The 18,465-nt window shown below is 64.5% G+C and carries 21 protein-coding genes and 1 tRNA gene; 17 read left to right on the top strand and 5 right to left on the bottom strand.

All coding sequences use genetic code 11. From position 1 onward, the window contains the following. Positions 1-327 precede the first annotated feature (327 nt). Complete coding sequence (locus ACIBG0_RS15695; RefSeq protein WP_397032982.1) at positions 328-1,293, top strand: alpha/beta fold hydrolase; 966 nt, start codon at positions 328-330, stop codon at positions 1,291-1,293. Here the strand turns inward: ACIBG0_RS15695 and ACIBG0_RS15690 are convergent. Then, positions 1,290-2,687 carry a wax ester/triacylglycerol synthase family O-acyltransferase gene (locus ACIBG0_RS15690; protein ID WP_397032980.1) on the bottom strand — a complete coding sequence of 466 codons (1,398 nt, stop codon included), beginning with the start codon at positions 2,685-2,687 and terminating at the stop codon, positions 1,290-1,292. The genes ACIBG0_RS15695 and ACIBG0_RS15690 overlap by 4 nt on opposite strands. A 232-nt stretch (positions 2,688-2,919) precedes the next feature. On the opposite strand from ACIBG0_RS15690, the gene ACIBG0_RS15685 reads away from it, so the two are divergent. From ACIBG0_RS15685 to ACIBG0_RS15675, 3 genes are read left to right on the top strand one after another with little or no spacing between them, the layout of a single operon-like run. Next, positions 2,920-3,822: a metal-dependent hydrolase gene (locus tag ACIBG0_RS15685; RefSeq protein ID WP_397032978.1), complete on the top strand. Its 903-nt coding sequence runs from the start codon at positions 2,920-2,922 to the stop codon at positions 3,820-3,822. 11 nt (positions 3,823-3,833) lie between these two features. Continuing rightward, on the top strand, positions 3,834-4,925 hold the full coding sequence (locus ACIBG0_RS15680) for a PDR/VanB family oxidoreductase (protein ID WP_397032976.1): 1,092 nt from the start codon (positions 3,834-3,836) through the stop codon (positions 4,923-4,925). A 26-nt stretch (positions 4,926-4,951) separates the two neighbouring features. Next, positions 4,952-6,724, top strand: coding sequence for an SDR family oxidoreductase (locus ACIBG0_RS15675; RefSeq protein WP_397032974.1), 1,773 nt, complete (start codon positions 4,952-4,954; stop codon positions 6,722-6,724). Positions 6,725-6,727: 3 nt separating this feature from the next. Here ACIBG0_RS15675 and ACIBG0_RS15670 read toward each other — a convergent pair whose 3' ends face one another. Further along, entirely contained in the window at positions 6,728-7,225 is a 498-nt protein-coding gene (locus tag ACIBG0_RS15670; protein ID WP_397033408.1) for a hypothetical protein, read from the bottom strand. 1,274 nt (positions 7,226-8,499) lie between these two features. Between ACIBG0_RS15670 and ACIBG0_RS15665 the strand changes: the two genes are divergently transcribed. After that, on the top strand, positions 8,500-9,498 hold the full coding sequence (locus ACIBG0_RS15665; protein WP_397032972.1) for a zinc-binding dehydrogenase: 999 nt from the start codon (positions 8,500-8,502) through the stop codon (positions 9,496-9,498). A 68-nt stretch (positions 9,499-9,566) separates the two neighbouring features. Then, positions 9,567-9,716, top strand: coding sequence for a hypothetical protein (locus ACIBG0_RS15660; RefSeq protein ID WP_397032971.1), 150 nt, complete (start codon positions 9,567-9,569; stop codon positions 9,714-9,716). 2 nt (positions 9,717-9,718) lie between these two features. Here the strand turns inward: ACIBG0_RS15660 and ACIBG0_RS15655 are convergent, their stop codons facing one another. Further along, positions 9,719-10,150, bottom strand: a complete 432-nt coding sequence (locus ACIBG0_RS15655; RefSeq protein WP_397032969.1) for a nitroreductase family deazaflavin-dependent oxidoreductase — start codon at positions 10,148-10,150, stop codon at positions 9,719-9,721. A 142-nt stretch (positions 10,151-10,292) separates the two neighbouring features. On the opposite strand from ACIBG0_RS15655, the gene ACIBG0_RS15650 reads away from it, so the two are divergent. The 3 genes from ACIBG0_RS15650 (at position 10,293) to ACIBG0_RS15640 (ending at position 11,991) form a co-directional block, all read left to right on the top strand. Beyond that, a tRNA-Ile gene (locus ACIBG0_RS15650) sits at positions 10,293-10,366 on the top strand. A 97-nt stretch (positions 10,367-10,463) separates the two neighbouring features. Then, positions 10,464-11,396: a tyrosine-type recombinase/integrase gene (locus ACIBG0_RS15645; protein ID WP_397032967.1), complete on the top strand. Its 933-nt coding sequence runs from the start codon at positions 10,464-10,466 to the stop codon at positions 11,394-11,396. Positions 11,397-11,460: 64 nt separating this feature from the next. Then, on the top strand, positions 11,461-11,991 hold the full coding sequence (locus ACIBG0_RS15640) for an HD domain-containing protein (protein ID WP_397032966.1): 531 nt from the start codon (positions 11,461-11,463) through the stop codon (positions 11,989-11,991). 20 nt (positions 11,992-12,011) lie between these two features. Here ACIBG0_RS15640 and ACIBG0_RS15635 read toward each other — a convergent pair whose 3' ends face one another. Both ACIBG0_RS15635 and ACIBG0_RS15630 read right to left on the bottom strand, forming a co-directional pair. Beyond that, complete coding sequence (locus ACIBG0_RS15635; RefSeq protein ID WP_397032965.1) at positions 12,012-12,482, bottom strand: NUDIX hydrolase; 471 nt, start codon at positions 12,480-12,482, stop codon at positions 12,012-12,014. A gap of 6 nt (positions 12,483-12,488) precedes the next feature. Then, positions 12,489-13,229: a helix-turn-helix domain-containing protein gene (locus ACIBG0_RS15630; protein ID WP_397032963.1), complete on the bottom strand. Its 741-nt coding sequence runs from the start codon at positions 13,227-13,229 to the stop codon at positions 12,489-12,491. Between the two features lie 148 nt (positions 13,230-13,377). On the opposite strand from ACIBG0_RS15630, the gene ACIBG0_RS15625 reads away from it, so the two are divergent. From ACIBG0_RS15625 to ACIBG0_RS15590, 8 genes are all read left to right on the top strand, one after another. After that, positions 13,378-13,590, top strand: coding sequence for a helix-turn-helix domain-containing protein (locus ACIBG0_RS15625; protein WP_397032962.1), 213 nt, complete (start codon positions 13,378-13,380; stop codon positions 13,588-13,590). Then, a complete protein-coding gene (locus ACIBG0_RS15620; RefSeq protein ID WP_397032960.1) occupies positions 13,587-13,865 on the top strand; it encodes a hypothetical protein in 279 nt (92 codons plus the stop codon). Before ACIBG0_RS15625 ends, ACIBG0_RS15620 begins: the two co-directional genes overlap by 4 nt. 145 nt (positions 13,866-14,010) lie before the next feature. Next, the gene (locus tag ACIBG0_RS15615) at positions 14,011-14,376 is read left to right on the top strand and encodes a hypothetical protein (protein ID WP_397032959.1); all 366 of its coding nucleotides are present in this window, start codon (positions 14,011-14,013) and stop codon (positions 14,374-14,376) included. Beyond that, a complete protein-coding gene (locus tag ACIBG0_RS15610; RefSeq protein ID WP_397032958.1) occupies positions 14,373-14,708 on the top strand; it encodes a hypothetical protein in 336 nt (111 codons plus the stop codon). Before ACIBG0_RS15615 ends, ACIBG0_RS15610 begins: the two co-directional genes overlap by 4 nt. Further along, entirely contained in the window at positions 14,701-14,979 is a 279-nt protein-coding gene (locus ACIBG0_RS15605; RefSeq protein ID WP_397032957.1) for a hypothetical protein, read from the top strand. Before ACIBG0_RS15610 ends, ACIBG0_RS15605 begins: the two co-directional genes overlap by 8 nt. Further along, complete coding sequence (locus ACIBG0_RS15600; protein ID WP_397032955.1) at positions 14,976-15,371, top strand: RRQRL motif-containing zinc-binding protein; 396 nt, start codon at positions 14,976-14,978, stop codon at positions 15,369-15,371. Before ACIBG0_RS15605 ends, ACIBG0_RS15600 begins: the two co-directional genes overlap by 4 nt. Further along, on the top strand, positions 15,368-16,432 hold the full coding sequence (locus ACIBG0_RS15595; RefSeq protein WP_397032953.1) for a hypothetical protein: 1,065 nt from the start codon (positions 15,368-15,370) through the stop codon (positions 16,430-16,432). Before ACIBG0_RS15600 ends, ACIBG0_RS15595 begins: the two co-directional genes overlap by 4 nt. Then, the gene (locus ACIBG0_RS15590; RefSeq protein WP_397032951.1) at positions 16,429-18,447 is read left to right on the top strand and encodes a hypothetical protein; all 2,019 of its coding nucleotides are present in this window, start codon (positions 16,429-16,431) and stop codon (positions 18,445-18,447) included. Before ACIBG0_RS15595 ends, ACIBG0_RS15590 begins: the two co-directional genes overlap by 4 nt. Positions 18,448-18,465 lie beyond the last annotated feature (18 nt).

Genomic DNA, 18,465 nt, shown 5'->3' with positions numbered 1-18,465 from the left:
CCTCCTCTCGATCCCCGTGAACTTACTGAAACACGTTACAGAGGATTGCCGCTCCGCTCTTGGTTCGGTATCGACCAACGGGACTCCGCACTACTGTGTGTTCTCTCGTGCCCGCCGGTTCCCGCGTCCCGTGGCCGCGCTTGGATCGTGCGTGTCGATGAAGTTCCCGGGCGGCCTGTAGATCGTCATCCATGCGACCATCCGAACGCGAGGGCGGTGACAAGCCCGCCTGCATCGCCGAATACATCGTCCGCACCCTCGCCTGAACAGGCCCTATGGCATCATCGATATAGAACGTGTTCTAGCGAGACCGCGAGGAGGCCGACGATGACGAATTCGAATCCCGCGGCGGTGGCTATGCGACGGTTCTCGCGGCGTTCCGGGGTGCCCGATATCGCCGAGGTGCCCGGTGGACGGCTCGTGCAGCTGCCGGGGCGCGGGCGCACCTATGTCGTCGATATCGCGGGCCCCGAGGGCGCACCCACCCTGATCCTGCTGCATGCCACCGCCTGCACGGGCTACCTGACCTGGTTCCCGGCGCTCGATACGCTGGCCGAGCATTACCGGGTGATCGTCTTCGATCAGCGCTGGCATGGCCGCGGCATCCGCTCGAAGCGGTTCTCGGTGCAGGACTGTGCCGACGACGTCGTCGCGGTGGCGGACGCGCTCGGGATCGAGCGTGCGATCCTGGCCGGATACTCGCTGGGCGGTGTCGTGGCGTTGCTTGCCGCCCGACGGCATTCGGATCGGGTGAGCGGCCTGGTGCTGTGCGCGACGCCGTATCGGTTCCAGGAAAAGTTGCGCGAGCGCGCATTTCACCTGGCCTTCGGCGCGGTGGCAGGAGCCATCGGCCCGTATGCGTACCGCCGTGCGGCGGAGTATGTGGGTCGGTTACCCGAATTGCCGGAGTGCACGTGGGCCCCGGGAAAGCTGAATCGCTGGGCGCTCACTGAATTTCGCAGCAGTAGTGGTTGGGCCATGGCGCAGGTCATCGCCGAGGTCGGCCGATTCGATGCCACCACTTGGCTTTCCACGCTGCGCATGCCGACCGCCGTCGTGATCACGACGCGTGACCGTGCGATTCCGGTCTATCGGCAATTGGAGATGGCGACCATGATTCCCGGTGCGAGCATTCATCTGGTCAAGGCCGGTCACGCATCCTGCGTGCTGGAGGCCGACCGCTTCGTGCCGGTACTGCTGGAGGCCTGCGCCGCTGTTGTCGCAAGACTGAAGGAAACTTCGAATGCGGCCCTGTCCGGCGGCGATGGCGAACAGGGCAGCGGTAGGCATTAGCCCAGATCGCGTGCCGCGGCGAGCAATTCATCGACAGCGTCGGGAACCGCATCAGCGATCACCTGCAGGTCGGGCACCAGTTCTCGGCAGGCGATGAACCCGAAGTCCAGATCACCGTTATTGGACAGCGCGGTGACGGTCAGTCCCGCGCCGTGGAACACCGGCCCGAACGGATACATGGCTTCGACCTGCAGGCCGAGGAAATACAACGGCATCGGGGGGCCCGGCACATTCGACACCACCAGGTTGTGCACCACCGGATGAAGTTCGGCCAGTTTCAGCGACGAGTAGACGCGCGCGGCCAACTGAAAGGTGTTCGGCGGAGCGTACTTCGACCAGTCCATCAGGAAATCCGCCCCGACGAATTCGTGTTCCTGTTTGGCGTCGCGGTTGGCCTCGGCGACCTGTCGCAGGCGTTCCACCGGATCGGCGATATCGGTGCCGAGCTGGCAGAACAGCGAGGAGACCTTATTGATGCCCGCGGTGTGCCGGGAAGCGTCGTGCACCGACACCGGCACCGAGGCGATCAGGGATTTGTCGGGCAGCTCGTCGTGCTTGTCCAGGTAGGTGCGCAGCACGCCCGCCACGATGGTCAAGACGACATCGTTGATTTTCACATCGAAGGCGGTCTTGATTTCCTTGATCGCGGCGAGCTCGGTCTCGGCACAGGCCACCACGCGATCCGGGCTGATCGCGCCGTTGAACGGGGTTCGTGGTGCGGTCAACGGTAAGGCCATGCCCGCCTGGCTGTTTCGACGTCGCTGCGCGAAACCAGCAACCAAACCAAGGGTTTTCGGCACCATGCCGAACAAGCCCAGCTTATTCGGCAGGTTGAGCACCGCCGCGGCGGCCAGCTTCAAGTCGCTGGGCTGGGGTTCGGCGTGCCACTCCTCGGTCCGTTCGGTCTTGCTGAGCCCTGGCTCCAGGTCGCACAGATGCATCATCATGTTGGCGCCGGTGATGCCGTCCACGGCGGCATGGTGGTACTTGCAGATCACCGCCATTTTCCCGTCCGACAAGTGCTCCACCACGCTCATCTCCCACAGCGGACGGCTGCGATCCATCGGCACGCTGGCGATCTCGCCAACCAGGTCCGCGAGTTCCGGGCGTTCCAACGGGCGCGGCGTTTCGATGCGCCGGACGTGATGGTCCAGATCGAAATTCGGGTCTTCCACCCAGACCGGATGGTCGAGATTGAACGGCACCTCATGGATGCGCCGCCGCATCTGCGGGATCAGCGGCAGCCTGCGGCCGAGTTCTGCTTTGAATTTTTCGAAGGTGTACTGCGCGCCCCCTGCGGTGGGATCCAGGATCAGCAGTGCACAGACGTGCAGGTGCTGGGTCTCGGTCTCGAGATACAGGAAGCTGGCATCCAGTCCGGTTAGTCGTTCCATAGCCAAAGCCTACTAGAACGTGTTCTAGTTTACTGCCTGATCGCGGGGATCTCGGTCACAGTGAAGCGTTCTATCGTCAAGGGGGCTTTTCGCCGGCGTTCGCGCTGGTCGAGCATGTGTGTAACCGAGGGTTTCATATATGTGTATGATTATTGCTACGGCGATGAAGGAAGGTACACAATGTCGCGGTCTTTTTCGGGCTGAGGCGCGGCGGTGAGATCAAGGAGTACCGATGAAGTTACTTCGCAGGGCACAGCGGCGGGTCGATGTCGATCCCGGCGAGGTCGCCCTCAACGCGCGCAATGTGCGGTTCGACTGGGCGGACACTCCCTTGCATTGGATGCCCGCAGAACCCATCGCCTCGCATCTGATCAATGCGTTGAACCTGTTGCTGCCCGAGGGCGAGCGGATGTTCTGCGCCGCGTATTCCGAGGCGCTGCCCTACGTGAAGGACGAGAAACTGCGCGAGGCCATGCTCGGCTTCATCGGTCAGGAATCCATGCACGCCGAGACCCACGACAAGGTGCTGCACGAGGTACTCGCCGCCAACGGCATAGATCCGGAACCTTATGTGCGGCAGGCGGAATACCTTTTCCGCAAGTCGCTCGGGCCCAAGAATGTCGATGGCGTCGCGCAGCGCCAGGTCATGGTGGAGCGATTGGCAATCATCGCCTGCCTGGAGCATTTCTTCGCCTACCTCGGCGATTGGGTGCTCAATGCCGATTTGGAGAAGTTCGGCGCCGACCCCCGTGTGGCGGACCTTTTCCGCTGGCACGGTGCCGAGGAGGTCGAGCACCGGCACGTCGCCCACGATGTGGCCGTCTACTTCGGCGCGGGCTATGTGCGACGGGCGGCGATCATGACGATCGTCTTCCCGATTTTCATCACGCTGGTGGTGCGCGGCACCAAATTCATGGTGCACCAGGATCCCGCGCTGCCCGACCTCGGTTATCCGCGCCTGATCACTCGGGTTTTCGGCGCAATGGGGCGCGGTGCGCTGCCCGGTGTGCCCTCGCTGCTGTGGAGTGCGCTGACGACGTTCAAGCCCGGCTACAATCCGGAATCAGTCGGTTCGACCGCGCAGGCGGTGGCGTATCTGGCCAAATCCCCTGCGGCCCAGGCGGTCGCGTCTTGAACTGGAGACCGATGCCCGAGCAGCGGCCAGCCGATCTGTTCGGTAAGCGCGAGGGGGATCGGGCCGTACGGGTGCTCGATGCGGTCGCCTCGGCGCGGCTGCGGTGGACCACGATCATCAACCGCCGCGATCTGTCACCACGCGCCGATGATCACCGGCTGACGCTCGTTGTGACCGGTCGACGCATCGAGGCGCAGGACCAGGATGTGGTGAGCCTGCGGCTGGAATCGCCGGATGCGCGCGCACTTCCTGCGTGGCGACCGGGTGCGCATCTCGATCTGGAGTTGCCTTCGGGTCGGTTGCGGCAGTACTCGCTGTGTGGTGATCCGGCCGATACCCGGGCGTATCGGATCGCGGTACGCCGGATTCCGGAGGGCGGTGGCGGTTCGGTGGAAGTGCACGACGAGCTGCCGGTCGGATCGCGCATTGTGGTTCGCGGTCCGCGCAACGCGTTTCCGTTCGCGGTACCCGGTCACGGATCACCCGCCGCGCGTGTGCATTTCATCGCGGGTGGGATCGGGATTACGCCGATTCTGCCGATGGCGCGATTGGCGATGCGGCTCGGCATCGACTGGTCGATGGTATACACCGGGCGTAACCGGGACACGATTCCGTTTCTCGACGAGATCGCGGAATTCGGCGCTCGGGTCACCGTGCGCGCGGATGACGAACACGGAGTGCCCAACGCCGCAACACTGCTCGCAGGGATCACCTCCGATACCGCTGTGTACTGCTGCGGCCCGGTTCCGATGACCACCGCCGTCGCCGCGGCCGTGCGCGAAATGCCCGGCGTCGAACTGCATTCCGAGCGGTTTTCGCCGCCGCCGATCGTCGATGGTGTGCCATTCGAGATCGAGTTCGCCTCCACCGGCGAAGTTGTCGAGGTGCCCGCGGCTGAATCGGCGCTACAGACGATTCTGCGGAGCCGCCCGGATCGACCGTATTCATGTCGCCAGGGTTTCTGCCGGACCTGCAAAGTGCGGGTGCTCTCCGGTGTACCCGAGCATCGCGAGAGCGTGCTCACCGCCGCCGATCACGAGGCAGGGGAGATGCTCGTCTGCGTCTCGCGTTCGCGGGGTGGGCGATTGGTATTGGACCTGTGAGTAGGAAACCCCGAGGAGTTACGTCGATGACGACGACCGACCTGGACTCGGCCGCGACGCGGCGGATCGTGCGCAACGGCGAATTCGACATCGCCGTCTTCGAATACGGCGATCCGAGCGCGGAAACCATTGTGCTGGTGCATGGTTGGCCGGATACCCATCATCTCTGGAATGCGGTGGTGCCACTGCTGACCGAGCGTTTCCACGTCGTCACCTACGACACTCGCGGCCACGGAGAGTCCACCCGCACCCGGCGCGCCCGAGACTTCCGCCTGGATGCACTCGCCGGTGACTTCTTCGCCGTCGCCGACGCGGTGAGCCCGGATCAGCCGGTGCACGTCCTCGCGCACGACTGGGGTTCGGTTCAGGTGTGGGAGGCGGTGTGCGAACCGGAAGCGGCCGAGCGGGTCGCCTCGTTCACTTCGGTCTCCGGGCCGAACCTGGATCATCTCGCGAAGTGGGTGCGTGCCAGGTTGTCCCGGCCGACGCCGCGCAATCTGTGGCAGCCGCTCTCCCAGGCGCTGTCGTCGGGATACACGATCTTCTCCATGACGCCGGGGCTCGATCAGGTCTTCCGGGTGGTCGCACACGAAAAACGTTGGCAGCGCATTGTTTCGATCATGAACGACACCGCGCCGTCGAATATCGTGCTCGGCCCGACGTTCCGTCGCGACGCCGTCGAAGGCCTGCTCATCTACCGTGCCAATATCCTGCCGCGACTGCTCGCGCCACGAGAGCGGCGCACCGAGGTGCCGGTCCAGTTGATCGTCGCCGGTCGCGATGTCGCGGTACGACCCGCAGGCTATGACGATGAGCGCAAATGGGTTTCGCGGCTCTGGCGCCGTGATGTACCTGCCGGACATTGGATGCCGTTCTCCCATCCCGAATTGCTCGCCACCGCGACCACCGAGCTCATCGACGCGGTCAACGGCGGTGCGGCGCCGCGCGGCCTGCGTCGAGCCGAAATCGGGCGCACCCGAAGGCCATTCGAAGATCAGCTCGTGCTGATCACCGGCGGCGGCAGCGGTATCGGTCGTGAGACGGCTCTGGCGTTCGCGCGGCTCGGTGCGGAAATCGTGCTGTCGGATATCAATCTGGATGCGGCCAAGCAGACGCGCGAGCTTATCGCCGCCGAAGGCGGTGTGGCGCACGCCTATCAGCTCGATGTCTCCGATGAGGAAGCAGTGCACTTGCATGCGGTCGATGTGTTCGCCGCACACGGCGTGCCCGACATTCTGATCAACAATGCCGGAATCGGGCAGGCCGGTGGGTTCTTCGATACGCCGTCGGCGGAGTTCGATCGGATCATGCGGATCAATCTCGGCGGCGTGGTCAATGGGTGCCGCGCCTTCGGTGCGGCGATGGCCGAGCGCGGACTCGGCGGGCATATCGTCAACCTGTCCAGCATGGCGGCCTACAGTCCGCAGCAGGGCTTCAGCGCATACTCCACCAGTAAGTCAGCGGTATTCATGTTCTCCGACTGCCTGCGTGCCGAACTGGCCGGGCGCGGAATCTCGGTGCACACCATCTGCCCCGGTATCGTGCACACCAATATAGTTGCCACTACGAGGTTTTCGGGTGTCAGCGCGGAGGAGGAGCGGCGCAAGCAGGAGCGCTACGACAAGCTGTATCAGGCACGGCGCTACGGGCCGGATAAAGTCGCGGCCCAGATCGTGCGTGCGGTCGAACGGGATCGCAGCATCGTGCCGGTCACTCCGGAGGCCAGGCTGCAGTACCAGTTCAGCAAGTTCGCCCCGGCGGTGGTGCGGTTCTTCGCCGCGCGGGTGAAGCTCACCTAGCTTCTAAGGTGTGCTCGCGAGTTCGGCCTCGATGGCCGCGACTCGCTCGGCGCCGATGCCCCACGGGTGTTCGACGCCCACCTTGCTGTCCAGATCCCAAAGCACACACGCTTCGCCAGGCTTTGCGACCATCGACCAAGCGACTACCGTGCGGCCGAGCTGTTCGCCCATGGATCCGTGCGAAGTGCCTGTCGTCGCAACGCCTTCCGGGAAATGATGGAGGAATCGGCCATATGCCGCGGTGCAGAATGCGGCATACATCTGCGTGCACAGAATGAATCCGTGCCAGGCCTCATCCACCGCATGGGAGGGCATACCGATGACCTGACCGTCGCGCATGGCAGCGCCACAACAGCGCAGCCACTGCCGCAGTCCGGTTTCCACCAGTTCCCGTGGCTGCCATGGACTGGTTTTGAAAACCGCGTCGGGAAATTCGAGTGCGGCCACTACTCGGTCGACATCGCCCAGGTCGATTCGGCGCTGGGGCCGGTTTCGTAACAAAGCCACGATTCACTCTACGGCGAATGGGCGATTGTTCGGCGAGCCTTTGCTCGTGGGAGTGGGCCTATACCATTTCGGAATGGCGGTTTTCTTCGTTGTACTGCTGCTGATCATCCTCCTGGTCGGCGGTGGCATCACGACACTGGTCGCGTTTCTGATCACGCGGTCCACCAACAGGGCATCGTCGCGTGGGCAGATGGGGTATGGGGGTTCCAATGACTCGCCGTGGGTTTACGGGGCCGCCGGGTTCGATTCTGGGATGGGGTTCGATCCCGGCAGCGGTGGGGGGCATGGCCACGGGCACGGGCACGGGCACGATGGTGGCAGCGGCAGCAGCTGTAGTGGCGGTAGCAGCTGTAGCGGTGGGAGCAGTAGTTGCGGAGGTGGGGGGAGCAGTTGTGGTGGTGGTGGGAGTAGCTGCGGTGGTGGCGGGTCCTGAAATGCTCGCTCTGCTGCTGGTCTGCCCGATTACGGCCCTCATCACGGGCGGACCGCCGGATTCTTGCTGCTGGTGACCAACCTGCCGAGTGGGACGCTGCGGTGCGGGTTCGGGTGGATCGGGGGCCGAGTTCTTCGTTGTGGGAGGTAGGAGATTGGGTTAGCACTGACTCTGGGGGGTCGGGGGTTGTGGCAGTGGCGGAGGCAGCAGCTGCGCCGGGGCGGTTCCTGATCGCGTTGGTTCCACGGCGCTGGGCCCGGTGGGACCTGGGCTCCGGGATCGTGGGCGGGATCGCTCGATTCGCTGCCGGTGACTAGCTGCTGAGTTGGCCGCTGCGGCGCGGGTTCGGGTGGATCGGGGGCCGAGTTCTTCATCGGGTGATTCCGGAGATTCGGATAGCAGTGACTCCGGTGGTTCGGGCTGTGCGGGAGGCAGCAGCGGTTGCGGTAGGGGTGGTTCCAACAGCAGCTGCGGTGCTTGTGATGGACGCAGCAGCTGCGGCGGGGGTGGTTCCTGATGGCTCTGTTCCACCAGGGCTGGGGCTGTGGGCTTCTGGCGGGGTGCCCGACGGCCACCGGACTGGGTCGCTGCCGACTTCCAGCGGGTGCCCGTCGGGATGTTGTCGAGCAGGAGCAGCTGCGGCGGGGCGTCCTGACAGCGCTGGTTCCATCACGCTGTGCCCTGTGTGCCCTCAGCGCGTGTGTTGGGATCAGGGGTCGCTTCTATTCCGAGTTCTGCGCTGAGCATAATCGGCCCCCTCGGCTTGACCTCAACACTGCTTCAGGTTCCAGGCTGGTCCATGTCGGATCAAGTCAGGAATTGATGGAGGTTTGTCATGCGCGCTGTGCACGCTGCGGAATTCGGTGGGCCCGAGGTTCTTTCGGTGCGTGAGGTGCCGGAGCCGGTGGCCGGGCCGGGACAGGTGGTCGTCGACGTCGCGGCCGCCGATGTCATGTTCCTCGACGTCCAGCTCCGAAGTGGTTGGGGCACCGAGTTTTTCCAGCTCGAACCGCCATACGTGCCCGGCGGCGCGGTCGCCGGTGTGGTTACCTCGGTCGGTCCGGATGTCGAGCCGAGTTGGATCGGCAAACGCGTCGTCACCGACACCGCCGCTAGCGGCATCGGCGGTGGCCAGCCGATCGGTGGCTACGCGGAGCAGGCACTCGCCAAGGCCGAAACCCTGGTCGCCGTGCCAGAGGGCCTGAGCCTGCCGGCGGCGGTGGCGCTTGCCCACGACGGCAAGACCGCGCTCGCCATCTTCGATCGAGCCGCGATCCAGCCCGGCGAATGGGTGCTCATCACCGCGGCCGGTGGGGGATTGGGCACCCTGCTGATTCAACTCGTCCGCGCGGCTGGAGCGAATGTGGTTGCCGCGGCCCGCGGCAGCGCCAAACTGGAGCTCGCGGCACGACTCGGCGCGAATGCGGTCATCGACTACTCCGAGCCCGACTGGTCGGCGAAGGCACGTGCCGCGACCGGTGGGTCCGGCGCGAACGTTGTATTGGACGGTGCGGGTGGCGAATTGGGTGCGGGCGCGATCGAAGCAGCGGCCAACGGCGGCCGCTTCATCGGATATGGCGCTGCCGCAGGACAATTCGCCGACTTCGATCGAGAAGCAGTGACGGCGCGCGGAATCGACGTGGTCGGACTATTCGATCTGACCGGAAAAGGCGATATCGATTGGCTCGCCTTGACCACCCGTGCACTGGAGGAAGCGGCGGCCGGACGACTGGAAGTCGTTATCGGCCAATCCTTCCCACTCGAACAGGCCGATCGCGCACATGTGGCAATAGAATCGCGAACCGCCGTTGGACGCACACTTCTTACGGTCTGAACGGCCTTCTGTGACAACTTATCTCACGTACGTGCAGGTAACCCCTTCGAGGCGCTAGGGTGCCCCGCGTGGAAACGCTGATCGTCGTAGTCGTCGTCCTCGCCGTGCTCGGTCTCGTCGCTCTCATCGTGCAGTGGGCCAGCCGCCCGCCGCGCGGCGAGTCCGGTTGGGACCGTGGTGATGTCGACGACGACTACGACGGCTGGGAGACCGACTGAACTCACCTGACCGGAGTCAACACCACCACCGCGATCGGCCGCTTGGTCATCTTCTGGTACTCGCTGTAGCGCCCCTTGTTGACCTTGTCGACAATCGCCCAGCGCCGCGCGTAATCCGGATCGCCGGGCAACGTCGCCCGCGCGATCACCGCTATCTTGCGCCGCCCGACCTGAATCTCACACTCCGGCTCAGCCTTCACATTCGCCAACCACCCCGGTGGCCGCGGCGACCCACCATTCGACGCGGTCACCAAATAATCCGCCCCATCCCGCCCATACGTCAGCGCCGAAGTCCGCGCCTGCCCTGTCTTCCGCCCCACCGTCCGCAACAACAACGTCGGATTCCCGAACAGCACCCGATGCCCCACCACCCCACCACTGTTCTCATAAACCCACTGATGCACCTTCAACACATTCGCAAACAAACTAGCCACAGCCCACCCTCCACCCTGTTCCCGGTTTACCCCCACCCTATCCACCCCAACTTCGCCCCTCCGGTCACCACGCCACCCCATCCGACTGGTGCCCACCCCACCCCACCCGGTACCATCCCAACGCTGTGGATATCCCACACACGGGGCGGTAGCTCAGTCGGTTAGAGCCGTGGACTCATAATCCATTGGTCGCGGGTTCGAGCCCCGCCCGCCCCACAAACAGCACTTTACCAGCGGAAATGCTGAAAGCGACAGTCGGGTTCGTCCAGAACAGTGCTTCGTCAGCAATGTATTTTGCGCGTAGAATCTGGCCATGGGGCTGGATCTGGACGACATCCGCGAGCTAGCGGAAGACTTCGCGACCGAGCTGCGCCGCAAGAACCGGAGCAAGCAGACGATCGACGGCTACCTCACGCGGATCCGGTACTTCGCCGACTACCTGCAGGCGAACGATCTGTCGACCGCAGCGCCGGACATCACTCGCGCCCACATCGGCGGCTACATCGAGGATCTGCTCACGCGGCCGAATCGGCGCACAGGTGAGCCGCTCTCTCCGGAATACGCGCGTGGCCAATACCGGTCGCTGCAACAGTTCTTCAAATACCTTGCGGCCGAGGACATCATCGACGCCAACCCGTTCGACAAGATGAGTCCACCAGCGGTTCCTGAGCAGCAGGTGCCCGTACCGAGCATGGACGCTGTGAAGGCACTGCTCGCCGAGTGCGACGGCACCGACTTCAACGCGCGCCGCGACACCGCGATCATCCGGCTGTTCGCTGATACCGGGATGCGCTGTGGAGAACTCGCACCGCTCGAGGTGGACTCGCTGGACTTCAACGAGAACACCGTGCTGGTGATAGGCAAGGGTGGCCGACCACGGACGTGCCCGTTCGGCGACAAGACCCGGACGGCGCTACGGAGGTACCTCCGGGTTCGGGCGAAGCATTCCGGCGCAAAGAACGACAACCCAGCGCTCTGGCTTGGATACCGCGGCTCGATGTCCGACTCCGGCATACGGCAGATGCTCGAACGCCGTTGCGACGCCGCGGGTATCGAGCGACTCCACCCGCATCAACTCCGCCACTTCTTCGCCCATACCTGGCTCGACAGCGGGGGCCAGGAGCAAGACCTGATGATGCTCGCTGGATGGCGGTCCCGACAGATGCTCGGCAGATATGGCGCCGCCGTCGCGGACAGCCGGGCGAAGTCTGCGCACCGACGGGCACGGCTAGGCGACAAGCTGTAGGCGCACCGGCTGGAATATCCGGTGGCACGCCTGAGCCTGTCGGTCAGGCGTTACCGTTAGCGGTATGTCCGATGATCTCGTCGCCTGGGCTGCGCAGCTGGCGCAGGACCACCTCGTCGGTCTGACGCGGCGGTGGCAGCATGTGCAGGGCGTCGCGCAGCAAGCCCAGCAGGCTGTGTGCATTGTGGACGACTCTGACCTACTGCTTGCCGCAGCGTGGCTGCACGATATCGGTTATGCGCCCTCGGTCTGCCGAACCGGATTCCATCCCGTCGACGGGGCCGAGTTCCTGCGACAGCAGGGTGCTTCCTCGCGGCTGTGTGCTCTCATCGCAAACCATTCATGCGCGCGTGTAGAAGCGCGAAACCGCGACATCGCGATCGACTGGCCGGACGAACAGACAGCCCTACGTGACGCCCTATGGTGGGCGGATATGACGACGACCCCAACCGGAGAGACTACGGACGTGCGCAGTCGCGTTGCCGAAGTTCGCGAACGCTACGGCCCGGAGCATGTTGTGTCCAAGTCGTTGGTGGAGGCTGCACCCGAACTGATCGAGGCAGCCGAGCGCACCGAGAAGCTATTGCGCGGTTGATGCGGTCCTGAATTTGGCTGTTACGTGAAATACGTTCCTGTTGTGGGACTTAGACCTCGTTCTATGCGAAGCACAATCGAGGGATGTACGTTCAGGGACGAAATATCATTCGGTGCAACCCATCTGACCTCCTTCGACTCTGAGCTAGTACGGAGGTCACCGCCGATAGGATCGGCGTGAAAGCAGATCGAGAACTCTTGGCGCACCTCTCCGTCGTCATATGCGATGACGTGCTCCGGATTCGAGAATATGCCGATAAGGTCTGTCACTCGGACATCGATTCCGGTCTCTTCTTTGACCTCTCGCACTAGAGCCTGCGTGATTGTCTCGCCAGCTTCCAGCCCGCCGCCAGGGATCGAATAGCGGTCGTTGTCGGTGCGGTGAATCATCAGGACTCGGCCCTGTGAATCGCGTATAACGGCGCTCACGGCTACTTTTACGCTGTTGGCCGTGGGGGCATCAGGATCGTGAAAATAGTCGGTCCGACTCATGAACGATCACCTTTCAGAGGTCGCGTTCGACCACACATGCTCGAAGCTGGTCATGTATGTCTCGAACATGTCGCCTGCGGGCAGTTGTCGAAGATGAACGGCTGGGGCATGCGCACCCGGCAGTCCGTAAACGTGCATGTTGACGATCATCTCGTTGTCGAATCGGAAGACTGAGTTGTACAGCGTCGTGTCGTGGTACCGCAGCTCGACGCCGTCGATCGTTGCCAGCGGTTCGATAAGCGCGAGCGCGTTGTTGATGCGCGAAGGGACAGTGCCCGCCGCCAAGCGTTCTTCGGCGCTACGTTTGTCGGCCTCTGCTGCTGAAGGCCGACCGAACAACAGCCGTACTTTCAATCCGTCGCGGGTCTTCGTGCGTAGCGTCCGTGTGAATTCAGGCTCCTCGGCGAGAAACAGGCCCGCGAGAACCAGGACGTCAAGTTGCTCGGTCGTGCTCGAGAGCAGTCGCTTCCACAAGTCACTTGGAATTGCGCTGCGGTGGGGGAAGACCGTCAGCACCTCTGACTGGGCAACCTCGATCTTCCGTTCCGGTGCAAGGGCGTCCGGCCACAAGTAGTTCTCGGTTTCCCCGAGGAGGGCGGCAACGGCGTGCCGGTGCCGCGGATAGGGCGTGCGCGCCTTCGTGATCCAGCGCTCAACCGTCTTGGGCTCCACACCGGTCTTGTCAGCGACATCCGGAATGTCGAGCCCAGCCTGCTGCATCGCACTGCGGAGGCGTTCGTTCGCCATGTCTCCTCCAATGAAGGGACGTCTAGGGACTTCTTAACCGTACCGGAGACGTCTGGACAAGTCCACCTATGCGGTGCTTCTGCCTCCCAATTCCACGAAAAGTGGGGAACTGCAAGGAATTTCCCACTTTCGAAGGAGCGGACATCCGATGGAGAGGACTTCTACTGAGGCTCGGAATCTGATCAGCCTCAAGACTGCGGCGGCGCTTGTCGACGTCGATACCAAGACGATCCGGAATTGGATCGCGGCCGGTGATCTCAGCGGGTTCCGCGTGAATGGTCGCCTTCTGCGAGTGGAACGTGACGAGCTGCTGGCGCTGATTCAGCCGACCGTCATGATCATGGATGGCGGTGCGGCGTGAGCACCCCCGTCGAGAGGACGTTGCAGGCACGGATCGCCGCGCACGAGTCCTGGGCAAAGACCTCGGATCGAGCCGCCAGGACGGCGAAGGCCCGCGATGCACTGCTGACCAAGTTCGATCGCCTCGTTGATCCTGATGGGCTGCTCAGCCCAGAAGAGCGGGCTTACCGAGCGGCGCAAGCACGGAAGGCCCATTACACACGGCTGGCGTTGAAGTCGGCACAGGCTCGTCGGCGCCGTGGTGGCAAGAGCCGCCATGAAGGCGGTGATTCGTAATGCGCGCCCGCACATTTGGTTTCGCGGTTGCGGCCGTGTCGATCGGCTATCTCGTTTTGACGCATCCCGCGGTTGTCGGTTTCACGGTGATGCTGCTGGGTGGGGTCGCGTTCTGGCGGTTGTCGCGTCGGTGGGGGGTGCGGCGATGAGTGTGAACGAGTCGTTCCATCCGCTTGAGTTGTTGGACGAGTTGGACGCGGTCATCCGTGAGCAGGAGTTGTTGCAGCTGCGGACGATTGCGTTGCGGGCCCGGTACAGGGCGTTGGAGCCGTACGCCGACTTGTTCAACAAGCCGGGTCCAGACGGCAAGCCCTGGTCCTGCGAGGAGTACGGCAGCGTCAACGTCAAGTACACCGCCGCTTGGCTCGGTGATGCGGCTCGGGACATGGCCAGGACGCTGAAGTATCACTTGCGGCCTGCGCGTGAGCTGGCGGCGAAGATTCGCGAGTACCCGCAGCCAGAATGTGAGCAGGCGGACCGTCCGCAGGTTGATCGGGGGCGGTCGCGGTGAGCGCGCCGTGGCAGCCGGGGCGGGTGTCGCAGGGGTACACGGTCACCCATGTCGACCGTGGCCGTGGGCATACGGCGTTGCATTCGATGGCCGGGCCTGAATTCATCGGTGTCGGTGCGGTTTACGCGCCGTTGGGGTTGTTGCCTCCGGTGCTGCGGTTGGTGGCGGTTGGTGTGTTGCTGCTGGTCGCGGTCGGTGCGTGTGCGTCGTTGAAGGACACCGGACATCACTATCCGCCGTCGCCGAACATCTGCCGTTCGGTGAATTCCGGCGTGTCACCGGAGAAGCCGGGCAGCTGCGTCCCCGCAGGGGAGGTGCGCGGCCGTGAGTGATCTGGACGATGCGCGGGCACGGTTCGAGCAGCTGTCGACCGCTGATGAGGTGTTGTTCGACATGTCGGAGGCCGCGTGGGCGTCGATGGAGCGCGACGACTTCGCTCAGACGACGGGTGAGTGCGCCAAGCTCGATTACCTCAAAGGGGTTCGTGACTCGGTTAAGCGCGAGACCAGCGAGGCACGGCGCAGCTGGCGGGCGGCGTTGGAACGGGATATCGCGCAGCAGCGGACTCGAACAGGTTCGCGGCGGATCGAGCGGTCGCGATGAGCCGGTTTCACGATCCAGACGGTGAACGGCACGGGATTCCGACGTGGCCGTGGGGTTTCGCGCCGCAGCATCTGCGGACCCGTCGCCAGTTGGCGCGCGACGGGCAGCGACCGGGCGCCGACTACGAGGGGCAGGTGTTGCGGTCGCGTGGCGGCCTTCGGGGTCCGTTGAAGGCGTACCTGTACGACGCGGAAACCGCTGTGCCGAAACGGGTTCCGACTGCTGCGCAGTTGGAGGCCCTTGAGCTGGCGCGGATGGAGCGGTCGGTGCGGGCGTGTGAGCGGCGCGGCATCGACGCCGCCGACATGCGGGAGGTGATCGAGCAGGCCCGCGCCGATATCGCGGCCCGTCGCCAATCAACTCGGGGGCAGGGAAGGGAGCGAACACGATGAACCACAACGCGAAGAAGTCTCGGTATGCGTCGTTGGAGCGTCGCCACCGCACGCAGATCGTCGGCGGTTTGCGTGATCTGCCAAAGCCTTTGACCTATCGCGAGATCGCGCAGTTGCTTGGCATTTCGCTGCGTCAAGTTGAGCGGTGCCTGGGTGAGGCGGCGGCGTTGCGTGGTCAGGGGTTGACCAAGCGGGAGGTCGCCGAAGAGATCGGTGTCCCGTACGGATCGTTAGGCCGGGTTTTGTCGGTGCCGCACCGCAAGACGGTCACCGCCCGCCAGGACGCGGCGCTGGCCGCGCTGACCGACATGCACGGGATGCAGGTCGATGTGCTGGCGTGGTTTTTGAACACCAGCCTGAGCAGCGCCTACGACCTCGCCGCCATCCTGATCGAGCGCGGGTTGGTGCATCCGCTGGTGGAGGTGCAGCCAGGGCGGGCGTGGGTGTACCCGAAGCCGGATACCGCGGCCCGTTACCTGAGTTGGCGGCCCAAGGACTGGAAGCCGCCGCTGATGTATGCCAACCACTACCGTGCGGTCGCCCAAGCCCGGATCATGCTCGTCGGCTCGGACCCGCAGCTGTGGGTGTCGGAACGGATCCTGCGCCGCCGCGCCGAGATCGCAGCCAGCGAAACCCGTTCCGGGCAACTGATGTTCAGCACTGGCCGTGCCCCGAAGCGGGACCGCCCGCACGTTCACGACGGCCGGTTCCTCGGTGAGGTCGACGGCAAACACGGCTGGTGGGCGCTGGAAGTCGAGCTGACCGAGAAGAAAGACCGCGCCCAGATGGACGCCGCCCTGGCCGGCGCGTTGCGGGCCGCGCGCGACAGCGTCGAGGAATCGGTGGTCGGGCTGCTGTATCTGTGCCGCTCGGCACGAGTGCAGGACGTGGTCAACGCCGCCTACGACCGGCTCCCACGCGAACTGGCGGACCTGTCGCTGCTGTTCGCCACCGGCGATTTCGACGACGAATGGACCAAGTTCTTGGCCGCCCGCAACCAGGCCCGCGCCGCGAAACGCCGCGCCCGCAACGGACTTCACATCTCCAAGGAAGCATCATGACCAACCAGAACTGCCAGCCGATCCTGACTCCCACCGACTGCGACCCGCTCGGGGCGACCACGGCCATACCACCGGCTGCGTCGTCGACGATCGTGCAGGATCCGCCACCGTCGATTGAGGTGCATCCGGTCAAGCCGCCGATCAAGCAGCTCGACGGTATCGACTTGCCCGACCTGACCACCCTCACGCATTTCGCGGGCACCGCGACGGTGTGCGGGGTGGTGGTAGTCGCGATGCTGGTGATGATCGTGGCCGTGGCGGCGCGCTGGCCGTTGGCGCCGCACCGGTTGCGCAACTTCGCGATCGGATCCTTGCTGCTGCCAGCGTCTTCGGCGCTGGCGGGTGGTTCGTGGACAACACCAGCTGCCTTGTTGTGGTCGGGTGCGTCCCAGCTCGCCGATGGTGATTGGTCCGGGCTGCGGATGATGCTGGCGCTGGGGGTGCCGTTCGCGGCGGTGACCGCGACGTATGTGTGGGCGAAGTTCGTGCACAAGACCAACACTGTCGGGTTGAAGTCCCTCGGTCGTACTGAGCGGGTCAAGGATGCGATGGTCGCCCGCCGCTTCGCCCGCGCCGCCCACGCCGCGAAACTCGGTGCCCCCTACAGCGTCGGCGACGGCATCGTGCTCGGCCCGTTGGCGGATCGCACGACCGCGAAACCGGCCGGGTTGTGGCAGGAACTCACCACGCGGCATCAGTCGTGGATGGTGATCCCGCACAAGCAGGCCAAACGCCACTGCGCGGCGGTCGGTACGACCGGTTCCGGGAAGACCGAGCTGATCAAACGCTATTTCGTCGGGATGCTCGACTACGAGTGGCGGGCGTTTGTGCAGTGGAAGGACGTGCCCGCGATGCGGCGCCGTCACCCGCGTCCGCTGCTGGCGGTGATTTCGTGCAAGGGCGGCGAAGACGACCGCGATTTGGGTATCGAGATCCGTGACTACGCGGTGCGGATGGGGATCGACCCGGCACGGATCGCGATGGTGATGCCCGGGGTGGACCGGCTCGACGTGTGGGACATGCCCGCCCGAGACATGCGCGGCGTGATCGGCGACATGCTCAACGCGGGCGAAGCCACCACCAGCGAGGGCCAGCATTTCGACGAAATGCGCCGCCGCATCGTCTCTCTCGTGGTCGACGCTCCGGTCGGGCCGCCGCGTTCGTCGGCGGAGTTCCTGGAGCGGATCTCCGAGCAGAAGCTGCTCGATATCTGGAACAACGCCCCCGATGTGCAGCGCATGGTCGAGGCGTTGCAGGCGGAGAAGGTCCCCCAGCTCGACGACATGCTGATCAAGGCATCGAACCTGTTCGACCTGCTGCAGGACCACGACGGGCAGTTCGTATTCGACGGCGGCAAGAGCCTCGACGACATCGACGTGCTGTATGTGACCGTGCCGGGCCTGGACAAAGACGCCGCCCGCGCTCAGGTCGCCGCGATCCTGCGCATGGTGATGCAACGCGCCGGGCGCACCGCGAAAGACCAGCGCCGCAGCGTGACCGCGATCATCGACGAAATCTCGGCGCTGACCACGGCCAAGGGATCGATCGGTGTGATCGACGTGTGCGAGCGGGGCCGCTCCCAGAACGTCGCACTGCTGTTCGCTGCCCAATCCCAAGAAGGTCTCGCCGCGGACGTATGGGGCTTGAACCGGCTGCTGAAAGCCTGCGCGGGTGGATTGCTGCTCGGCTACAACGAGAACGCCGGAGAACTGTGCAAACACCTCGGTTCCGTGCGCGGGATGCTGCCGAGCCGTCATCTGATCAAGGGTCAACGCCACGGCGACGAAGGCCAGGTGTCGGTCGGTGAGATGTGGCTGGTCGACCCGGATCTGTTGCGTCAGCTCGACACCGGCGAATTCGTCTACGCCCGCGGTCGTCGAGCCCAGTGGGGCCGCATCGTGCGGGTCGAGCGGAACGAACTCGCCCCGATGCCGGGCACACCGGCCGCGCAAGCCGCCGCCGACAACGCCGCAGGCAAGCCGAACCCCTCATCAGGTGCCGCCGCCGTCGCCTGACCACCCCGATATCCCGAA

It is taken from the genome of Nocardia sp. NPDC050630 (assembly GCF_044457245.1).
In the GTDB taxonomy this organism is placed as follows: Bacteria; Actinomycetota; Actinomycetes; order Mycobacteriales; family Mycobacteriaceae; genus Nocardia.
This window is presented reverse-complemented; position numbering and strand designations above follow the sequence as displayed.